The organism is Legionella tunisiensis, assembly GCF_000308315.1.
Lineage (GTDB): Bacteria > Pseudomonadota > Gammaproteobacteria > Legionellales > Legionellaceae > Tatlockia > Tatlockia tunisiensis.
This window is the reverse complement of sequence record NZ_CALJ01000284.1, coordinates 1-18,596: the sequence shown is the minus strand read 5'-3', so window position 1 is coordinate 18,596 and position 18,596 is coordinate 1. Positions and strand designations below refer to the sequence as shown.

Sequence of the window (18,596 nt, the reverse complement as noted above, 5' to 3'; positions counted from 1 at the left end):
CTAATAATATTTCTTTAAATCGTAAACAGGGTTATTTAATTCTTGCGGTTTAACATCAGTCACTAGTTGGCCACCTTTGAGAACAACCAGGCGATCGCTCATTTTGGTTAGAAAATCTAAATCATGTGATGCAATAACCATGGTGACTCCCATGGCTTTAATTGAATGCAGTAAATTAACGACATCTTCAATGGTAGCTAGATCCAGACCGGAAGTTGGTTCATCACAAAGCAGTAAGCTTGGTTGCATCATTAGACTGCGAGCCAGCGCTACACGTTGTTTTTGTCCTCCGGAGAGTTGATGGGGAAACGACACTGTTTTGTCTGCTATGCCAAGCGTGTTTAACAAGGTTAGCGCTTCATTTTCGTGATTGCTTGCCTTATTTTGCAGCTTGGGAGCATAGATTAAATTGTCTAATACGGTCATATGAGGAAAAAGCTGGAAATCTTGAAACATGAATCCGCTTTTACCTGAGAAGTCGATGGTTCCTGAATCAAGCACTTCCAGTTTTTGTATACAACGCAGCAGCGTCGACTTTCCGCCACCGGAAGGACCGGCCAGACCAACAATCTGGTGAGCAGCAATACTAAGATTAATCTGATCTAAGACTGGGGTGGAGCCAAAATTTTTACAGGCATTATTGATGTACAGCATCATGCCCTCCTTGTTCAATTTTTTGCCTAAATATTCGATGAGTAAAACCAGGCCGTAGTAGTAGAAACCAGCAATACACAGTGGTAAAAAATAGGTGAATTGTTCGGCAGCAATGGATTGCGCTTTGCGCATCAGATCCATACCACCAATTGTAGAGATTAAGGCAGTCTCTTTAAGAAGAGCAATCATTTCATTAATTAGCGCGGGCAAAAATATTTTTTATAACCTGCGGTAAAATAATATCCTTCCATAAATAGAATGTTGGAATTTGAAGCGTTCTCGCTGCTTCGAATTGTCCTTTAGGCAAACTCTCTATCCCGGATCGCAGGATTTCAGCGATATAAGCGGAGCTATTAAGACCGAAAGTCAGTATTCCGGCAACCAGAATATCGGGTCGCAAACCAAGTAAACTTGGTACGGCAAAATAGATGAAACTTAATTGCAGAATTAATGGTGTCCCTCTGATTATTGAAATAAAACGATTAATCAGTAACTTGGCAATCCCGTTGTAACGCAAAATGGCGAGAATAGTTCCCAGCAGGATGCCTATGAGCATCCCGCCTGCCAGTAATTCTAAGGTGAGGACAGTCCCTTGACCGATAAAGAGGAGATTTTGTTTTAACTCGTCCATTTGCCATCCTCCAGCCAGATTTTTTGAAGTTTGGCGATTTCCCCTTTGGCTTTTAATGTATTGAGGGCTCGATTAACTTGTGCTTTTAGCAGAGAGTGTTTTTTGAAGGCCAAGCCATAACCATTGGTTGCTTTGGCAATAATGGCATAGTTTAAGCCATGATTTTTCTTGCTAAAGATGGCTCCCTGAGCGCCGTCTACGAGTACTATGTCCACATGGCCAGCTTTTAAGGCTTCTATTGCTTGGTTGTTATTATCCATTGTCACAATATTTTCTTGTGGAAAATGCTTTTTCAGCCAAATTTCCATCGTGCTGCCGAGTTGGCAAGCTAATTTTTTCCTGTTAGTTGAGAGGGATGATTAACAGGATCTTTTTGATTAAATACTGCCGCCATTCCTTCAAAATAATAGGGCGAACTAAAATCAAAATTCTTTTTCCTATCTTCCGTAATGGTAATTGTTGAAATGGCTATGTCAGCTTGCCCTGCACTTAGCGCGGGTAAGATAGAACTAAATTGCATATTGTCAAAAACGGCTTTTTTGCCTAATTCTTTAGCAATAAGCTTAGCCAGATCAATATCGAACCCCTTAATTTCACCTTGCTCGTTATATTCAAAAGGTGGATATTCTGCCGAGGTAACAAAATGGATTTCATTCCTATCTTTTTCGTTGCCACATCCAGAAAGAAAAAGCATTGATGCACTTATCAGACAAGGTATCAGTTTTTTCATGATAATTATATATCCAAAATATATCCATTTTGTGACTATATTTGATTTTACCTTGTGATGTCAACAATTAATGAATATAATTTCTATTTTTATGGTTTTGTATTCATTTGAGAGGAAGTAAATGTCACACGATAACCTGTTGGACGAGCATATTCTGAGTATTGTGCAAATACAGGAGATTGCTGAACAAAGTGATTTGCAGCAGGCTCTGAAAGAAAGAGGTTATGATATTCCGCAAGCGACTTTGTCTCGCCGACTTAAAAAATTGAAAATTGCTAAAGTTGCAGGAATTTATCGGGTGGTTGATTTTAATCCACCGAATTTGCCCTTGGTTTTGAATGCACAGGTATCAGAATATGGTTTGGTTGTTTTGCATACTCAGCCTGGTCATGCGAATAGTCTCGCCTTGTTTATTGATAAAAAGTACGTTGCTTTTTACCCGCAACAATCCAATAACTCAGGGATTCTAGGTACTATTGCAGGTGATGATACGGTTCTTCTCATTGTCAAAAGCAAAGTGGATTTGGATCAAGTCATCCAAATCCTGCAAGCCGAGTTTCCTTATCTGAAAATTTCTTGACCGATCTCAACTGCGGCTTCTCTTCTTATGTTACATAAATAGCGGGGGAGCTAGTACTGATGTCTCTGGGTCATTCCCGGTTGTATGTTCAGGCGATATGCCATTATTTGGTCGAATTGGTATCGGTTTAGCAAGGTGGCCATTAGGTGCTGCCGTCTCTTTTTTGCAAAATAGAGGCAATGTTGTTGCGATACTTCCTCAATCTCATCGACCGCTTTTTCCAATCGGGGTACGAGAGTCAAAGGTAGGACTTGCTCCGGGTCATGTTGATAATGACTTAAATTATGAGTTCTTATCGTTTGAGTAGTCATAGCGGCAGGGGCTCTAAATAAGGTGAGGCCTGGTACATTGCTGTAATACCAAGGTTTAAACTCGGATAAATCGGGTAGTTCTGGATAGGAATGCCAAGGGTAAAAATCAGTAGTACCTGATGACCAGCTAATTACAACAGTGGGTTTTTCACCTTTAATAAGCTCGACTTTTTCAATAATAAATTTCATATAATAAGGCATAAAAATTAATAAATTTGCAAATTGTATAATAATTGGCAAATTAGGGCAATTTTTCCAGTCCTATTTTGGCAAACTGTTCTATTCGAGAAGCAAGCGAAGGATCGATAGTTAATTTTTTAGCAGAAAAAAGCCAATGCAAATAGCGAGCGGCCAGTTGTCCATTTTTGCTAAAAGACGTTTTCTGCCGAGCTGCAAAATATTGATATAGACAATGTTGCTGATAGGCTTCGGAGATAAGTTCATCACTTAATATCTGTTGATAAAATGTATTCACCCAATCGTTCGTACTACTTTTTTTAATTGCTGACGGGCTGAACGCAAAGGTTGGGTTATTTTTTCATGCCAGTCATCAATGCAATGGCAGGCGTTTATTAATTCCGATTGGGATATCTCTTCGACAGCATAAGCCAGCCAGCAACAAAGCAATAATAGATTAACATTGAGGCCGTCCTGTTGCTGAAAAGCCAGGCAAGCCTCTTTAACTTGTTCGTCGCGATAAACCTGTAAGGAGAATTGCCAGAAGGGGTTATCCAGCGACGCAAGCAGTGATTGGGTTGTTATGTTGGATTGTGTCATAAGCTTGTATGTATCGAATTAGCCTTGTCTTAATTCAATGACAGTAACATGTAATGCTTCCTGGCCAATATTGAAATCTTGATGTGCTTCTTTACCCTGAGTAACACTTAAATAAATGGGTTTTTTCGCCTGTAATTTTATGAAGGTTTCTTTTCCTGACTGATAAGTAACTTTAAGCGTGCCACTTTCTTCCGGTATGACGATTCGAGCAAATTGGTGGGTATGGAAAGGCAGCTGTTGTTTAGGGCAGATTGTGGTTTTCCAGACTTTGGTCAGTTTATTGTCTATTAACACGTCACGTTTTGTTTCGCAGGTTGCTGCAAACACGAATTGATTCACCAAAAGTAAAAGTAACGCGGTTAATCGCATCATTTTATCCACTCCTGTGAGTTGCTCTGGGTTTTCAAACAATCAAAACATAGCATGAGTAAATGCTCATTGAAATAGCAATTAATATTTCATTAATAATTAGTGCGTATATTTAGATCAATTGGGTTTTTATTTTCATGTGAATATGGGTAGAAAAGCGTATACTACTGCTGTAAGGCTTTTACGTGATGTGACTAAACTTGACTTCTTTGGTTGGGTTGATGATGACTGGAATGTCGATGCGGTTGTTTATGTCCCCTACAAGGATTTCGAAAAATGCGCTTCGCTAATGCTTCTTCCGGAAAACATTCGTCGGCGAATGAGTATACAAGTCACGCCTCATTTCTTAAGATTTTCTCTTCCTAAACTGAATTCAAAGCCTGTGAGCCAATTGCTAAGTGAATTTGCTCATACTGTATCAATTGATAAGAAAAAGAAAATTAACTGAGCAACGGATTATGCGAGTAGCCACGGTAGCCACATCAACTGGAGATTTTTCTCAGCGTGCGCCGAGAACGATTGAAGAACAAGTCGATTTATTTGCAACTCATGTAGGCTCAGCTTATGCACTCATGCTGCAGCAAGGGCCATTACTTCCTGATGAAGCTGCTATTTGCGTACTACCCGAATTTTATAGTCATTGTCGGAGAGGAGGTTCTAGCCGATTATTCATGCCTTATGATATGCAACAGGAATTACTGACTGGATATTGTCAGGTCAGTAAAGAATTTCCTGATTTACTCATCATGGTCAATATCACGGCTACTACGAAGGATAGTGTGGTTGATGAGTTGGGGAAGTCTCTCGAACATAAGGCCAGACCCCAAAAAACAAATATACTATTCGGCATTAAACATGGAGAAGTAGTTTATATCAACTACAAATTCAATAAAGGACCGGCTGATATTCCTGAAGATGAAAGATTATCTGCCGAATTAGAGCGCAATTCTTATTACCATGCTAGCGCTGACAGGCGAGTTATGAAACTTGATTACCTTAAACAATTTAAGGGGATCACGTTTGCTGGCAGTGTATGCATCGATGCTGCCGAAGGCGTGATAAGCAAATACCTGAGTCAACAATTTCCTTCGTTTAGTGAAGATGAGTTTGGCCCGGCAGTGCAAATCATTTCTTCCAGCTCAATGACCTTATCACAAAGTTTTAAAAACGTAGTGCTCTTGTTAATTTGGATAAAGGCACCCAACAGATTGTTACCCCTAAAACCGGGCAGGGTATACTCATTCAGGCTGATGGACATAATACATTAAAGCGTTCTGGTGTCTGGGTAATTGATGGTGAAAATTTTATTTCTCAAGAGCCTGTTGCTACTCGAGTTTTTCCTGATAAAACAACAATTAGTGCTTACTCATTAGGGGTTAACCTGCTTCACAACAAATTGCATGATGAAGTAGGTATCGATATTGAGGAAGAAAGTGCAACTACTAAGCTAGAAGTAATCCCTAATCCTCCTCCACCTCTTCTGAAGTAGGTACTTTACTGCAGACTATTCTAAACGCCTAAAATTGAGCGACCCATTTGGCAAAGTGTTCCATGTAGTGGCGTAAAAACTCTTCTGTTTTATCCTGAGTCAGATTGCCCTGTTTATCGAAAAGCGTATTAACGCTGCCTATATAAGCTTCTGGTTGTTGCATACAGCGGATATCTAAAAATACGAAGGTTTGGCGCAGGTGGTGGTTGGCGCCGAAACCGCCGATTGCACCTGGTGAAGCGCTGATAACTGCTCCTGGTTTACCACCCCAAACACTTTTGCCGTAGGGTCTTGATCCTACGTCGATGGCATTTTTAAGTGGTGCAGGAATTGAACGGTTGTATTCAGGAGTAACAAATAAATAACCATTTACCTTACTGATTTCTTCACGAAAAGCTACCCATTCAGCCAGGGGGGTATTTTGATCATCAGGATCTTGGTTATAAAGCGGTAATTGCCCGATTTCAATTAGTTGCAAATCAAGAGAGGAAGGGGCAAGTTTGATTAATGATAAAGCAAGCTTGCGATTCCACGATTCCTTGCGCAGACTACCTACCAGCACGGCAATTTTTTAACCATCACAACATCCTTATTCAACCACCCTAGCTGAATAAAATAATCATTAAGCGATAGAAATTCAATCAGTTGCTATTAATTTAGGCTTATCCGATATATGTTTTTGCTTATTCAGCGTCGCAGCTTAATACGTTAATAACTGGTTTTTGCAAGAAGCTACCAGCGATTTGAAACCCAATTGACTGAGTTTTACCGGGAAGTAAGCCGTTACTCATGTCGGATGGTTGGGCACTTAGCGTAAAAACTCCATTTGACTCTAGGAGGGAGGCATTATTGCCAAGCCAGTGATTAACAATCATTGGATTAGTCATTTCATGAGAGTTAAAACTCAATTTAAAACTAAAATTGTGGATAGGTTCTTTCGTGGTATTCGTGAGCGTACCTTGAAATACTGCTCCACCCTCCCAGTGATTTTGTAAGGCTAAATGGACAGTACAATTTTGACTGGGAGTAGTCCCTGCTTGATAAAAGGCATTAAGTGTTATTTCCGAAGAATTTGCTGGTAATAGTAGCTTTTTATCCGTTTTCTCACTGACTAGCGTGTATGTTTTCTCAAGGTATTGAACGGTATTGGGATGTTCAATTTGGTAGTTTTCGGTGCCAAAGCGCCCTGTTTTGCTATTGATGTGTTGATTATAAATAAGGGTTGTGCAATGGCCTTGCTCGACAACACAATTGCTAGTCTCTTGATTATTTAATGTTGAATGAAATTGGATAGCGCCAGCGATAGTTTGGCTATTCACTGGCTTGCCTTTTTCATCCAGGAGAGTCATTTTATAATCGATCATTGAAGCGGGCTGAGGTCCTGTTTGCTCACCTTCTAAAGAAAGAGTCAACTCATTATTTTGACCTTCAATGATCTGGAAAGAGATAGAAGAAATACTCCCTTTAACCCGGTAACTTTGATGGGCTTGATTATCCAATTGATAGCTGTCTGCCAACAAAAGATGATAGGTTCCGCCAGCCAGATTGAGTAAACATCCTTCATAGCTGCAAGTATAATTTTGGCCAGTCTCCTGAAGCGTGAATTCTGCACTTCCTTTTAAGCTGAAGCCTGGATCAGCAAAATGGATAGTCAACTTTCCTTCATTTACGTTTTGGTTAAACAATTGGTGTAAAACCTTTTGAGCTTTCAGATCAAGCTTGGCAGAGTTTGGATCAATCATGCTGACAGTATCTCCCAAATAGCCTACGGCCCAAAAAACAGATTATTTTGCAGATTGTTTTTTCCAGATAGGGGATTAATGCTTTTTGAAAAAAGCTAATCCTTCAGCGCTTTTCCAGGAGGCTTCTCCCAAAACTACGGAGTAACCGGCTTTTTTAAGAAACCCCAACTCCAGTCAAATCGTAATTCACTTGGTTTACCGGGAGCAGATTCCCAGGTAGCAACCTCGCGTGGGTAAACATGGGGTGAAAAAACCAAGTGGGCGTGGCTGGCATTTTCATCACCCATTAACCAGGTTATCGCCGTCTCATTTAAACCGGCTGTTTTCAATCGTTGAATAAAGGCTGCTCTGTCAAAACGAGCTTCCCCTTTCTTGGCTGGATCCTTTGCCAATAGTGTTTTGAAATCTTCGCCCCAGTTACCCTTGAATTCCACGTGTTTGGTATTCGCGATGCAATTAGCTGGATCATTGAGAATTGCATAAGCTTCATCAGGTACAAGTTCGTTGCTTTTGACACAAATCACTGGCTGATCGGGATCTCCTGAACCTGATCCAGGGCCTTCAACAAACAATAATAAATCAGGATTAGTTTGCTGAATTACCGTAGCTGCTGCAGCGATAACCTTTATCCAGGCAGGTTGACTATTATTACTGTGATACCAATGCAGTCCATAGGGTTCATTGAAAACATCGATGCCAATGACATTCGTTAGATCGCGAGCCTTAATCTCAGCCAGTATTAATTTTAAATCGGCTTCATATTGATGAAGATTATAGACGGTACCATCTCGATAGTTATCACCATACCCATAGCTGTGATGAATATCGATAAGTACTTTCACATTATTTTTTTAAATTCTGCAAGGCTTATCCAGAATGCTTCTTTAGGCGATACTGCGCTTGCACAGGTGGAGCCCGTACGTTCCCAGGTTTTACAAAAAACACCATTTCCTTTTGAAGGTTGTGCTTTGTTGCTAATTGATTTATTCAACTCAACCGACGAAGCAGTATCGTAGAGTACACCAGGCTGAATGGGGACACGAACCGTTTTGAAATGAACGCCAGTGGCATTATCAACACCCGTATCAATAAAATCCCAAGGATGTACCAGAGCATCCAGCATGCCATAGGTTTTAGTATAAGAAGTTGGAATATCACCAACTGCATAAAAGGGATTGGACGCTAAACCTTGAAAAATTTTAGAATCTTGAAAACCTGACCAAGAGATGCCATCAATGTTAACTGGCTTGTTATTTTTATCGTAAATCACCGCGTTCTGAGTGTAAAAAGCGTAGCCTTGAATTGAAAATAAGGCGGCGACTAAACCTCCTATTAGATTTTTTACTAGCATTCTTTTTCCTCAACTTTTATTGATAGGATTTAATCGGTTGATTTGGATAATAACTCCCTGATCAGTAATCAAAATGCGGTTAATTAGTTCAGTGGAGAACCTATCTGGATTGGACTTATTTTAAACATAAAAGGGCGAAATATAACATAAATCTGCACTTTAAGAACATTTTTAGATCAAATCAGGTTAAAGGAGAGGGAGCTCTTCGCGCATCCAGACATCTTTCTCGATGGTATAGAGGCTGCGTGATCCTTTTAAAAAATCATCTTTATCCATTTCCAAAATCTGCCATGTGTTTGGTATAACATGAACGACTCCTAAGGATGGGGGGATTTCATTAGCAGGATTTCCGGGCGTTTCCATTCTATAAAAATTTCGCCAATACTCATCCAAATAATTTTCCCAGTAGAGACTAACTAAGGAGAGGTTTGTCTGGCTTGTATGCAACAGGGTAGAGCCTTCAACGATAATTTGTCCGTATTCAGGATGAAGCAAGCATAAAGCAATGTTAGGATTATTGCTTAAATGGGTCCATTTGGGTGAATTGGTCGCAGTAATGAAAATAAGAGCGCCTTTCTGAGTCAAATCATATAAGGCCATCGTTCTGATATGAGGTTGCCCCTGTTGCACAGTGCTTATCTGACAAAAGATTGGATTCCTGGGAAAATAAAACCAGTTTTTAAATGCTGGCTAATAAGAGCAATTAACTGCATTGAATGGATAGTCATGTGTTAATCTCGCAATCCTACCCCTTTCTTCAACAAGAACATATTGAGTGCACTTAATAGGATTATCATCAAACAAATGATCAGGATTGCCAGCCAAATACTGACTTCCTGTTGGCCAATCATTGCATAACGTAATGCGTTGACGATATATAAGATCGGGTTCAGATGAGAGAGTTTTTCCCAAAATGGCGGGAGCATGCTGGTTGCGTAAAAAACGCCACCCAAATAAATTAACGGTGTAAGAATGAACGTAGGGATGAGCATGACATCATCGTAGTTGCGAGCGACCATGGCATTGGTAAAACCAGCCAAGGAGAAAAGGGCAGACGCTAAAAGGACAATAAAAAGTGTCAGCGGTAAACTGTGAAAATCCAGATCCACAAAAAATAAGAAACAAGGAAGACTAAGAGGGCAACAATTAATCCACGTAAGACGCCACCCAAGATATAACCCAGCAGTATCATGCTATTATGCATGGGACTGACTAACATTTCCTCAATACTCTTTTGAAAGCGAACATTGAAGAGCGAAGTAGAAACATTACTATAAGCGTTGGTAATGACGGACATCATAATTAGTCCAGGCGCAATAAATTGAGGATAACTCGCCCCTTGAATTGAACCAATGCGCTCGCCCATTAAACTGCCGAAAATCATAAAATATAAGGTGGTGGTGATTACCGGGGGTAAAAATACCTGAGAAGCGATACGAAACATTCTTACCAGTTCTCGTCTTACCAAGGTATAAAGGGCAATCGTTTGTTGTTTAATGGCCATGTTTAATAAGATCCAGAAAAAGCTCTTCCAAGCGGTTGGTTTTATTGCGCATGCTATGAATGCGAAGACCGTTTTGCGTTAACACAGAAAAAACATCATTCAGTGACCAATTATTATCTACGCGTAATTCAAAGGTGTAGTTATCAATCAAGGTTGTCTCGAAAGGCGCTATCACCGGTAAGTCATGGATAGGACTTTCTGTATTGAATACAAACGTTTGATGCCTTAATGTTTTTAAGAGCGCTTTCATCGACGTGTTTTCAACTAACTTCGTATAATGTATGCTATACGAAGTTATTACGAGCTGCTCTGCTTCTTCGAGATAATGCGTGGTGAGAATAATCGTTGTTCCCTGCTTGTTGGTTTGGGTTAAAAATTCCCACATACTACGGCGAATTTCTATATCCACTCCTGCAGTAGGCTCATCAAGAATTAAAACTTTAGGTTGATGGATTAAGGCGCGCGCGATCATGAGTCGACGTTTCATCCCGCCCGATAAGTGACGCACAATAGAGTGCCGTTTATCCCATAGTCCCAGTTGTTTCAATAAGGTTTGGGCATGAGGTTTTGCTTGTGCGCGTGTTATGCCATAGTAACCGGCCTGGCTTATCAAGATCTGTTCGCAGGTTTCAAAAATATTGAGGTTAAATTCTTGGGGCACTAATCCCAGACAGGATTTAGCCAATTCCGGCTTTTCGTCCAGATCATAGCCATAAATATGGATACCACCTGAGGTTTTTGTTAATAAGGTAGTAATTAAACCGATGGTGGTCGATTTCCCTGCACCATTAGCACCCAGCAAAGCAAAAAAATCACCGGCCTTAACCCTTAAATCAATACCTTTCAGGGCTTCAACGCCATTCACATAAGTTTTGCGTAGCTGGTTAATTTCTAAGGCGTACATAAGAGTCTTTGGCAAGCAAAGCTCTATTATACACAAGAAGTTGGTTATGAATAATTTAGAGCGCAATATCCGTCCTGTAATCATCAGACCTCTTGCCTAAACCAGTGTATTTTTTTGAGTGCAACGCAGCAATAGAACCTTGTACCGCACAGGTTAGGCAAGCGATTAAGTGATTAATGACATCGACCGTGTCTTCATCCAGCCCGTTATGCTATAGCGGGTTTGTTTTGTTGGGCAAACCTCATGAGGCAGCTCGCTGTTAAAACACACAAAACGATTCCCTCGAGGGAGAATGGAGGTGATGAGCTGATCGTTAAGCCCATAAAGTTTTAATTCTCCTGCAAAGGATTCTTGCCAGTCAGCATTGAGATAGTAAACACAAGAAATTCGCCGCTCTTTGGTTGTAGCGAATTGATCCACATGTTTTTTATAGAAAGCCCCGGGTTGATAAATAGCAAAAATGAGTTTCAAAATCGACCAAGCCTAGAAATAGAGTTTGATTAAGTCTTTCTGCAAGTCGGCTAATTTTACTGAAATAGATCTTAATTGATTGATTGGCAGACTCTTCATCTAACCAGCAGATTTTGTCGTTACGAATATCGCTGTGAAAGCCTGTCTCTAATTGACGGCCTATTTTTGCACTTTTGAATTGGCCGCTATTATGCATCTCTTCAGCAATTGCACGCAGCGTTTGATAATCTTCGAGAGCAAGAAAATTATCAATAATATGAAAGCCTTGTCTACAGATCTCATCTTCCAGTTGTTCGGTAGTAATCAACATTTGCCTATAGGTTGTTGAGGGCAGCAAATTTTAATTGATGTTGGCTGAAAAATATACGACTACTTGTTTAGGTAATAGGAATGGATCCCTCTTGTAGCCCGGTTGCGTGCAACCGGGATCTATTGAATGGTTTGAACAGGAGTAAAACGCTTAATGAATCAATGCATTTTCCACCAACCGGCGTAACATCATAGGTAATACCGGCTTCATGTAAATATGATTTGCTCCCAAAGCCAAACATTGCCTCCCTAACGATTCATCCACATGCGCTGAAATAACGATGATAGCCGTATCTTTGTGTAAAGGATTCGCACGAATTAATGGCAAGATCCCCTCACCCCGCTTATCCGGTAAACCCAAATCCAGAAGGATGCAATCAAAGAATTGCATTGTCAGTGTGGCCAAGGCTTGTTGTGCTGTTTCTGCCAGCGTGAGTTGATAGTTGCTTAATAATGAGAGATAGATTTGTTGACAGATGACGTTGTCTTCCACGATTAATAGTTGTGCCATGATTTATTCCTTGTTATTGCTCTCTGTGTAGGTTGGATGCATGCTCATACCATGTCGGGCCAAGGACCCGACCTACTCCCGATTTCCCCATAACGCAATCCCTTGGCAATGGCTTCAGCAATGTTTTTGCATTCGAGTTTTTGAAAGATAGTATTGCGATGGCGTTCCACTTGCCGTTCTGAGAGGTTAAGGAAAAAAGCGATTTCCTTAATGCTTTCCTTAAAAGCGCTGTTTTAACTTTGCTATTATTCTCTTTGTAAAAGCCAAGACTCAAGATGCTTTTGCGTATCGTCCAAAACTCTAAGTAATTGCTGATATAGCTTTTCTAATAGGTCAGAATGACCTGTTTTGTAGTAGCGCTCTAAGTATTGACAGGCGTATTTCATCCTCATCGTTCCCACATAGATAGCCCCATCTTTTGCCTTATGTGCCAGTGCTTCAATACTACGCCAGTCACCAGAGGCATAAGCTTTTTGAATGTCTTTTTTGGTCTCAGGAATGTCATTGATGATTAGTTCTAATAGCTCGTATAACGTAGTCTCACTTCCAGCTCCTTCTATACCTTTAGCAATATCTAGCAAGGGATATTGTTCTAACTCGAATAATTGATCTTCCGCATCTGGTAAATCTAGCTCTAAAGTCCCCATTGATGAATCTTGTAAAGGAGGTTCATTTTTTCTATAAGCCAGGTACTAAGGTACTGCTTCGTTTCCTGCATGACTGTTATTAATTGCGTACATAATCGTTCAAGTAAATCAGAAAATCCCATTTTACAATAATAAGCCACGTAGAAAGAGGCATAGAGCAATCGCACCGTACCACAATAAGTCGCACTATCCTTTATCTGAAGGGCCAAATTTTTTATGTTGTGCCAGTCATCACTAGCAATTGCTTGATTAATAGGTTCAATATTACTAATAAGAGAAATAATATGCTTAAGATGCTTCTCCAAAGATTCTATATTGCCGGACACAGCAGCGAGTCCGTTGATTTTATCAAATAAAGGAAATCGCTTAAGATCAAATAATTGAGCTTTCATTTCTGGTAACTTAGGTTCTAATACTGTAGAAATCGGTTGCTTAATAGTTACTTTTTCTGCATTAATTAGATTAAATTCATGCAAAATTGAATTTAATATTTGAATATTCATCGGCTTAGTCACTACTTTATTGATTCCTGCCTGTTCTCCTGTTTCATCTATTTCTTCTTTGGCATGTCCTGTTAGAGCGATAATGGGAACAGGTTTTTTTTGATAATTCTTTTCCCATGTGCGAAATTGTTGGCTCAATTCAATACCTGATAGGTCAGGTAGGCCTATATCAGTAATGATTAAATCGAGTGCGTGTGTTGTAGCCTGTTTGAGTGCTTCCTTTCCATTAATAGCGGAAATAGATCGACACCCAGCTTCTCTAATTAGTCTTTCTACAACGCGCAAAGCTACAAAATCATCTTCCACAATAAGGATAAGGGGTGAGTGCGAATTACTTGAGGCCGTTATTTGATTTTTTGTGAGAACAGGCTGTTTAACTTGTGGTAGAGGTGGTGTTGTTATAATTTTTCTGAGGAACTAAGATTTTCTGCTTTACCAATTCCTAGCGAGATCTCGAAGCAAACCGCTGTTCCTTTTCCTACTTCGCTCGTTAGACTAATTTTGCCACCTAAAAGAGATACATATTTCTTTACTATATAAAGGCCAATACCATACCCTTTATGTGTGCCTTTATAAGAAGGACTTACTTTGAAAAAACGTTTAAATATTTTATCTTGATGCTCCAATGGAATCCCAATACCAGTATCAACAACAGTCAATTGTAGTCTCACCGTTTTTTAGCTTTTTTAATCAATTTAACATTAATTCCTACGTGGCCTGTTTCAGTAAATTTAAGAGCATTCCCTAATAAGTTAAGTAATATACGATGAATCGCGATGCGGTTTCCTAGAAGACAAGGGGGAATAGTCGGGTCGATATCAATTTTTAAATCAAGGCCTTTTATTTTGACGCTAGGCATTTCCAGTTTACTAATTGCTTCTATGGTTGCTCTTAAATTAAAGCATTCTTTTCGTATATCCTGTTCAATGATTTCATCCGAGGCAATAATATCTAATACGCCATTGAGTAGAGCCAGTAATTGCACGCCGCTCTCGTGAACCCAATGGGCATCGGCTTGGCTTTCAGGATCGAGTAATTTTTTTCTAAATTATCGGCCATGCCAATAATACCTGTTAAAGGTGTGCGAATATCATGGCTCATATTAGCGATAAATTCTGTTTTTGCACGGCTTGCAGCCTCCGCTGCCGCTTTGGCTTTTAGGAGTTCTTCTTCCATTTTCTTACGTTCAGTAACGTCTTGTGAAAAGCCCATAATAGACGTTATATTACCATCCATGTCCCGAAATGGGATTTTACTCGTTATAAAAGTACCCAAAGTGCCATCATCTCGGGATTCCAGGTTCTTCTAGAATTTCTGGAATGCCCGAATTCATAATTCTTAGATCAGTAGCTCGAAGAATATCTGCTTGCTCCTTATTTAAAACATCATGATCGGTTTTTCCAATGATGTCCTCAGCGGTATTAAAACCGGCAGCTTTGGCTACAGCACTATTACAACCTAAATAACTCCCTTCTTTACTTTTCCAATAAAAATGACCTTGCATATTTTCCATAAAATACTTAAGTGCATATTCGATATTTTTTCTCTTCTCTTCTTCGGTGGTTTTAGCTCGTTTTAACTCTTCTTCTGTTTTTTAAGGTTGGTGATATCTTCTGATGTTCTCAGAATTCCTTTGACGTGGTTATTTTTATCTTTTATGGGAATCCTACGAGTAAGGTAGGTGATAGGCGTTCCATCTGTTTTTGTCCCTACTTCTTCAAGAAATTCAGGTTCGCCGCTTTCCATGATTTTAATGTCTATGTCTCGTAGTAACTTTGCTTGAGTGCTTGAAGCGAGGTCGAAATCTGATTTTCCAATTAAGTCATCTGGTGAAGTAAATCCGAAATCTTTAGCTAGATTTGTATTACAAATAATGTACACGCCGTGAATATCTTTTATGTAAGCCCAGCCAGGTAAATTTTTAAAAATATCTTCAAAGTGGCGGGCAATAAATGCAATTTCTTGCTTAGATAGCGAACGATTTTTTGACATACCCCCTCTTCCTATCTTTGCCTCTGATAAAGTATAGTAGGCTTATTTTTTAGAATATTACAAAACAATATGGCCAAATCCTTATCTAATCTTTTTGAGGAACAGGCGCGAAAAACGCCCAATCACATTGCTATTTCTTTTAATGGCAGTGAGCTAACGTATGAAGAACTTGATAGTAAAGCAAATTGCTTGGCTCATCAACTTATCCAATGGGGTGTAACTAGTGAAACGATTGTAGCAGTCCTATTAGATAGAAATATTAACCTAATTATTAGCATATTGGCTATTCTAAAAGCCGGCGGCGCTTATGCTCCAATAGAGCCTAATTATCCTTTTGAACGGATTGCCTTTATTTTAGACGATTGCGAAGCAAAATTTGTTATCACAGAGTCTAATTTATTTTCAATTATTGAAACACGTCTACCTAATTTAAACAGGAAAAATCAACTGATTAATATTGATGAATTTGAATTTTTTCCCCAAGAAAAACAGGTTGTTCCTGTGAGTGCTCATTCATTAGCGTATATCATTTATACATCAGGCTCTACCGGAAAACCTAAAGGTGTTATGGTAGAACATAAACAGGTTATGCGCTTATTTACTTCTGCCCAGGAATTATATGATTTCACGGAGTATGATAGATGGCCACTATTCCATTCAATTGCTTTTGATGTCAGTGTTTGGGAGATTTGGGGAGCACTATTAAATGGTGGTTGTCTTATTATTGTTCCCTATGCAATTGCACGGGATACGGAAGCCTTTTATAGCTTTGTAAAGAAGGAACAAGTAACCGTTCTTAATCAAACGCCATCTGCTTTCGAAAATTTTATGGCAATCGATCAACAATTCAAGCGCTCAGATTTTAATCTACGTTATATTGTATTTGCAGGCGAAGCGCTGAATATTCAGAAACTAAAGCCTTGGTTGAAAAACATGGTGATAGTTTCCCCCAATTAATTAATATGTACGGTACAACAGAAACAACAGTGCATGCTACTTACCGACGTATAACAATGGATGACTTGGATAAATCTTATAATAGTCCAATTGGTGCTCCGCTGCCTGATTTAACACTATACCTGCTTGATCAATCACGTCATAAAGTATCACTCAATACGATTGGTGAAATTTACATCGGAGGGGAAGGCGTAAGTCGTGGATATCTGAATCGTCCTGATTTAACTCTAGAGCGTTTTATTGATAGTCCATTTGATTCAAAATGAGGAGAATCATGTTCGTTGCTCTCGTCTGTATAAAACAGGGGATATGGCCAAACAACTGCCGAATGGTGAATTAGAGTTTTTAGGAAGGTTGGATGATCAAGTTAAAATTCGAGGATTTAGAATTGAACTAGGGGAGATTGAGAGTCATCTTTTAAATTATCCAGCCCTGCAACAAGCAGTTGTGGTGGCAAGAAAGCTCTCTTCTTCGTCCTCATTAGCTTTGATTGCTTACGTCATAGTCAAAAAAATTATACTTTTGTCGATGAGGAAGAAATTCGGCAATTCCTCAAACAATTTTTACCCGATTATATGATGCCAACCGCGATTGTTATATTGGATAATCTGCCTCTTACACCACATGGAAAAATAGATAAATCAGCGCTACCTATACCCTCTTTAAATAGTAATCGAATAGTAACGCCGCCACGTAATCCAATAGAAGAAACCATTCGGAATGTTTTTGCTAAAATCCTCCAACATGATTCTAGTCTTATTAGTATTGAAGATGATTTTTTTACTATTGGTGGGAACTCTCTTCTTGCTATGCAAGCAATGTTAAATTGTCGCAAGTTACTCAATGTCAATTTACCAGTGCATATATTATTTGAAGCGCCTACTGTTCGTAAGCTCTATGAAAAAATTCGAACAAAGCCATCTCCAAGAAACGGCTCATCTTCCGCCAATGACACAAATTAAGCAAGAAGAACGATTGACAGCTTACCCTTTATCATTTGCGCAACAGCGATTATGGTTTTTACATCAATTAGACCCTTTGAGTACCTCTTATAATGTTTTTCTTGCATTGGAATTAACTGGAAAAATAGACATATATGCGCTTGAAAGTGCATTTAAAACACTCATTGAGCGACATGAAATACTCCGAACCCAATTTATTCTTGATGATAATAAACCTTGTCAAAGAGTATTGCCCATTGAACAAATAAAATTTATTTTACCGATAGAGGATTTTACATCCCAATGTGAAAAGGAGCTTGAAGTAGCTGCTTATGAAGAAGCGCAAAGCTCTTTTGATTTAGAGAAAGCGCCGTTGGTACGCATCAAGCTCTTACGAGCTGGTCTCGAGAGACATATCTTATGTCTTTGTTTTCACCATATTATTATTGACGGATGGTCAATTCATCTTTTATTTGAAGAGCTATCTCAACTATATAGTAACAATCTAGATGAGAACATTTATCCAATTTCAAAGCGCTTACAGTATTTGGATTTTTCCCAATGGCAACATCATTGGCTTGACGCTACTCCTCCTCTCATAGAAAAACAAACAGCCTATTGGCTCAATCAGTTAAAAAATTTGCCTACTCTAGAATTAGCCACCGATTATCAACGCCCCTTATTACCTAGCTATAAAGGTCAACGCCATTCTTTTAAAGTTAATAGGGAATTAACTACCAAACTAAAACAGCTCGCTAAAGAAGTGCCTACTACCCTGTTTGTCACCTTATTAACTGGCTTCCTTGTCGTTTTATCACGTTATACGGCACAAGACGATATCACTATTGGAACACCGAATGCTTCGCGTCATTATCCTCATGTAGAATCTATGTTAGGATTTTTTATTAATTTATTGATGTTACGGTGTAAAATACCAAATAATATCAATACCATTGCTTTACTTAAAAATAATCATCAACTGTTGGTAGATGCGTTTGCTAATCAAGACGTGCCTTTTGAAAAAATTGTAGAGATGCTTCATCCTTCCCGAGAAACAACCACTAACCCCATAAGCTCAATCCTGTTTGTATTTCAAAATTACGCACATGAACCTTTACATCTAACAGGGCTTCAAGCTAAACGTCTTTTTGCAGACAATGAATCACTCTTATTTGCGTAATAACTTCGTATAGCATACATTATACGAAGTTATACGAGAAGCA

Annotated in this window: 31 protein-coding genes and 3 pseudogenes; 9 read left to right on the top strand and 25 right to left on the bottom strand. The window is 39.2% G+C overall.

Going from position 1 to position 18,596, the window contains the following annotated elements; translation table 11 throughout:
* The 3 genes and pseudogenes from BN58_RS16785 to BN58_RS26560 form a co-directional block, all read right to left on the bottom strand.
* Positions 1 to 654 (bottom strand): amino acid ABC transporter ATP-binding protein, encoded by a 654-nt coding sequence (locus BN58_RS16785; protein WP_026069557.1) that lies wholly within the window; start codon positions 652 to 654, stop codon positions 1 to 3.
* Positions 655 to 657: 3 nt separating this feature from the next.
* A pseudogene (locus BN58_RS31200) lies at positions 658 to 1,285 on the bottom strand (amino acid ABC transporter permease); the annotation flags it as partial.
* A pseudogene (locus BN58_RS26560) lies at positions 1,273 to 2,015 on the bottom strand (substrate-binding periplasmic protein). The pseudogenes BN58_RS26560 and BN58_RS31200, both read right to left, overlap by 13 nt.
* Before the next feature lie 121 nt (positions 2,016 to 2,136).
* On the opposite strand from BN58_RS26560, the gene BN58_RS16770 reads away from it, so the two are divergent.
* The gene (locus BN58_RS16770) at positions 2,137 to 2,595 is read left to right on the top strand and encodes an arginine repressor (protein WP_019217817.1); all 459 of its coding nucleotides are present in this window, start codon (positions 2,137 to 2,139) and stop codon (positions 2,593 to 2,595) included.
* Between the two features lie 50 nt (positions 2,596 to 2,645).
* On the opposite strand, the gene BN58_RS16765 is transcribed toward BN58_RS16770, so the two are convergent.
* The 4 genes from BN58_RS16765 to BN58_RS26555 are packed head-to-tail and all read right to left on the bottom strand — an operon-like array spanning position 2,646 to position 4,055.
* The gene (locus tag BN58_RS16765) at positions 2,646 to 3,095 is read right to left on the bottom strand and encodes a hypothetical protein (RefSeq protein ID WP_232220733.1); all 450 of its coding nucleotides are present in this window, start codon (positions 3,093 to 3,095) and stop codon (positions 2,646 to 2,648) included.
* A 52-nt stretch (positions 3,096 to 3,147) separates the two neighbouring features.
* A complete protein-coding gene (locus BN58_RS16760; protein ID WP_019217815.1) occupies positions 3,148 to 3,381 on the bottom strand; it encodes a hypothetical protein in 234 nt (77 codons plus the stop codon).
* Entirely contained in the window at positions 3,378 to 3,683 is a 306-nt protein-coding gene (locus BN58_RS16755; protein ID WP_019217814.1) for a TIGR02444 family protein, read from the bottom strand. Before BN58_RS16755 ends, BN58_RS16760 begins: the two co-directional genes overlap by 4 nt.
* 18 nt (positions 3,684 to 3,701) lie before the next feature.
* On the bottom strand, positions 3,702 to 4,055 hold the full coding sequence (locus BN58_RS26555; RefSeq protein ID WP_019217813.1) for a cupin domain-containing protein: 354 nt from the start codon (positions 4,053 to 4,055) through the stop codon (positions 3,702 to 3,704).
* Positions 4,056 to 4,173: 118 nt separating this feature from the next.
* On the opposite strand from BN58_RS26555, the gene BN58_RS16745 reads away from it, so the two are divergent.
* The 3 genes from BN58_RS16745 to BN58_RS31195 are packed head-to-tail and all read left to right on the top strand — an operon-like array spanning position 4,174 to position 5,541.
* The gene (locus tag BN58_RS16745) at positions 4,174 to 4,500 is read left to right on the top strand and encodes a hypothetical protein (protein WP_156812599.1); all 327 of its coding nucleotides are present in this window, start codon (positions 4,174 to 4,176) and stop codon (positions 4,498 to 4,500) included.
* Positions 4,501 to 4,510: 10 nt separating this feature from the next.
* The gene (locus BN58_RS16740; RefSeq protein WP_019217811.1) at positions 4,511 to 5,320 is read left to right on the top strand and encodes a hypothetical protein; all 810 of its coding nucleotides are present in this window, start codon (positions 4,511 to 4,513) and stop codon (positions 5,318 to 5,320) included.
* On the top strand, positions 5,239 to 5,541 hold the full coding sequence (locus BN58_RS31195) for a hypothetical protein (RefSeq protein ID WP_156812598.1): 303 nt from the start codon (positions 5,239 to 5,241) through the stop codon (positions 5,539 to 5,541). Before BN58_RS16740 ends, BN58_RS31195 begins: the two co-directional genes overlap by 82 nt.
* Before the next feature lie 28 nt (positions 5,542 to 5,569).
* Here the strand turns inward: BN58_RS31195 and BN58_RS16735 are convergent, their stop codons facing one another.
* The 18 genes and pseudogenes from BN58_RS16735 to BN58_RS16670 all read right to left on the bottom strand — a co-directional run bounded on the left by BN58_RS16735 (position 5,570) and on the right by BN58_RS16670 (position 15,475).
* Positions 5,570 to 6,103 carry an NADPH-dependent FMN reductase gene (locus BN58_RS16735; protein WP_019217810.1) on the bottom strand — a complete coding sequence of 178 codons (534 nt, stop codon included), beginning with the start codon at positions 6,101 to 6,103 and terminating at the stop codon, positions 5,570 to 5,572.
* Between the two features lie 121 nt (positions 6,104 to 6,224).
* Positions 6,225 to 7,283 (bottom strand): cellulose binding domain-containing protein, encoded by a 1,059-nt coding sequence (locus BN58_RS35010; RefSeq protein ID WP_019217809.1) that lies wholly within the window; start codon positions 7,281 to 7,283, stop codon positions 6,225 to 6,227.
* A 134-nt stretch (positions 7,284 to 7,417) separates the two neighbouring features.
* Positions 7,418 to 8,125 (bottom strand): cellulase family glycosylhydrolase, encoded by a 708-nt coding sequence (locus BN58_RS35005; RefSeq protein ID WP_019217808.1) that lies wholly within the window; start codon positions 8,123 to 8,125, stop codon positions 7,418 to 7,420.
* Positions 8,122 to 8,634, bottom strand: coding sequence for a hypothetical protein (locus BN58_RS35000; RefSeq protein ID WP_019217807.1), 513 nt, complete (start codon positions 8,632 to 8,634; stop codon positions 8,122 to 8,124). Before BN58_RS35000 ends, BN58_RS35005 begins: the two co-directional genes overlap by 4 nt.
* 186 nt (positions 8,635 to 8,820) lie before the next feature.
* Entirely contained in the window at positions 8,821 to 9,264 is a 444-nt protein-coding gene (locus BN58_RS16725) for a pyridoxamine 5'-phosphate oxidase family protein (RefSeq protein ID WP_019217806.1), read from the bottom strand.
* A gap of 101 nt (positions 9,265 to 9,365) precedes the next feature.
* Positions 9,366 to 10,138 (bottom strand): annotated as a pseudogene (locus BN58_RS26545) (ABC transporter permease).
* Positions 10,128 to 11,042, bottom strand: a complete 915-nt coding sequence (locus tag BN58_RS16715; protein ID WP_019217805.1) for an ABC transporter ATP-binding protein — start codon at positions 11,040 to 11,042, stop codon at positions 10,128 to 10,130. The pseudogene BN58_RS26545 and the gene BN58_RS16715 overlap by 11 nt, the downstream one beginning before the upstream one ends.
* 165 nt (positions 11,043 to 11,207) lie before the next feature.
* Positions 11,208 to 11,462, bottom strand: a complete 255-nt coding sequence (locus BN58_RS37195; protein ID WP_332248009.1) for a 2OG-Fe(II) oxygenase — start codon at positions 11,460 to 11,462, stop codon at positions 11,208 to 11,210.
* A 7-nt stretch (positions 11,463 to 11,469) separates the two neighbouring features.
* Positions 11,470 to 11,823: a 2OG-Fe(II) oxygenase gene (locus tag BN58_RS37190; RefSeq protein WP_332248008.1), complete on the bottom strand. Its 354-nt coding sequence runs from the start codon at positions 11,821 to 11,823 to the stop codon at positions 11,470 to 11,472.
* Between the two features lie 150 nt (positions 11,824 to 11,973).
* A complete protein-coding gene (locus BN58_RS16705) occupies positions 11,974 to 12,333 on the bottom strand; it encodes a response regulator (protein ID WP_019217804.1) in 360 nt (119 codons plus the stop codon).
* Positions 12,334 to 12,377: 44 nt separating this feature from the next.
* Complete coding sequence (locus BN58_RS30150; RefSeq protein WP_269570399.1) at positions 12,378 to 12,536, bottom strand: LuxR C-terminal-related transcriptional regulator; 159 nt, start codon at positions 12,534 to 12,536, stop codon at positions 12,378 to 12,380.
* 42 nt (positions 12,537 to 12,578) lie between these two features.
* The gene (locus BN58_RS26535; RefSeq protein ID WP_019217803.1) at positions 12,579 to 12,980 is read right to left on the bottom strand and encodes an Hpt domain-containing protein; all 402 of its coding nucleotides are present in this window, start codon (positions 12,978 to 12,980) and stop codon (positions 12,579 to 12,581) included.
* Positions 12,968 to 13,789: a response regulator gene (locus tag BN58_RS29085; protein ID WP_019217802.1), complete on the bottom strand. Its 822-nt coding sequence runs from the start codon at positions 13,787 to 13,789 to the stop codon at positions 12,968 to 12,970. The genes BN58_RS26535 and BN58_RS29085 overlap by 13 nt, the downstream gene beginning before the upstream one ends.
* A 92-nt stretch (positions 13,790 to 13,881) precedes the next feature.
* Positions 13,882 to 14,142, bottom strand: a complete 261-nt coding sequence (locus tag BN58_RS29080; protein WP_198009965.1) for a sensor histidine kinase — start codon at positions 14,140 to 14,142, stop codon at positions 13,882 to 13,884.
* Between the two features lie 8 nt (positions 14,143 to 14,150).
* Positions 14,151 to 14,468 carry an ATP-binding protein gene (locus BN58_RS29075; RefSeq protein WP_019217800.1) on the bottom strand — a complete coding sequence of 106 codons (318 nt, stop codon included), beginning with the start codon at positions 14,466 to 14,468 and terminating at the stop codon, positions 14,151 to 14,153.
* Positions 14,435 to 14,719, bottom strand: a complete 285-nt coding sequence (locus tag BN58_RS29070; protein WP_026069554.1) for a histidine kinase dimerization/phospho-acceptor domain-containing protein — start codon at positions 14,717 to 14,719, stop codon at positions 14,435 to 14,437. Before BN58_RS29070 ends, BN58_RS29075 begins: the two co-directional genes overlap by 34 nt.
* A 46-nt stretch (positions 14,720 to 14,765) precedes the next feature.
* A complete protein-coding gene (locus tag BN58_RS29065; protein WP_051131946.1) occupies positions 14,766 to 14,996 on the bottom strand; it encodes a PAS domain-containing protein in 231 nt (76 codons plus the stop codon).
* Between the two features lie 62 nt (positions 14,997 to 15,058).
* Positions 15,059 to 15,475, bottom strand: a complete 417-nt coding sequence (locus BN58_RS16670; RefSeq protein ID WP_019217798.1) for a PAS domain-containing protein — start codon at positions 15,473 to 15,475, stop codon at positions 15,059 to 15,061.
* Positions 15,476 to 15,544: 69 nt separating this feature from the next.
* Between BN58_RS16670 and BN58_RS29060 the strand changes: the two genes are divergently transcribed.
* From BN58_RS29060 to BN58_RS16645, 5 genes are read left to right on the top strand one after another with little or no spacing between them, the layout of a single operon-like run.
* Positions 15,545 to 16,432: an AMP-binding protein gene (locus BN58_RS29060; RefSeq protein ID WP_019217797.1), complete on the top strand. Its 888-nt coding sequence runs from the start codon at positions 15,545 to 15,547 to the stop codon at positions 16,430 to 16,432.
* Positions 16,396 to 16,698 (top strand): AMP-binding protein, encoded by a 303-nt coding sequence (locus BN58_RS29055; RefSeq protein ID WP_019217796.1) that lies wholly within the window; start codon positions 16,396 to 16,398, stop codon positions 16,696 to 16,698. The genes BN58_RS29060 and BN58_RS29055 overlap by 37 nt, the downstream gene beginning before the upstream one ends.
* A gap of 43 nt (positions 16,699 to 16,741) precedes the next feature.
* Positions 16,742 to 17,011 (top strand): hypothetical protein, encoded by a 270-nt coding sequence (locus tag BN58_RS29050; RefSeq protein WP_019217795.1) that lies wholly within the window; start codon positions 16,742 to 16,744, stop codon positions 17,009 to 17,011.
* The gene (locus tag BN58_RS29045) at positions 16,912 to 17,394 is read left to right on the top strand and encodes a phosphopantetheine-binding protein (protein WP_332248010.1); all 483 of its coding nucleotides are present in this window, start codon (positions 16,912 to 16,914) and stop codon (positions 17,392 to 17,394) included. Before BN58_RS29050 ends, BN58_RS29045 begins: the two co-directional genes overlap by 100 nt.
* Complete coding sequence (locus BN58_RS16645) at positions 17,330 to 18,553, top strand: condensation domain-containing protein (protein WP_198009962.1); 1,224 nt, start codon at positions 17,330 to 17,332, stop codon at positions 18,551 to 18,553. Before BN58_RS29045 ends, BN58_RS16645 begins: the two co-directional genes overlap by 65 nt.
* The last annotated feature ends 43 nt before the right edge of the window (positions 18,554 to 18,596 follow it).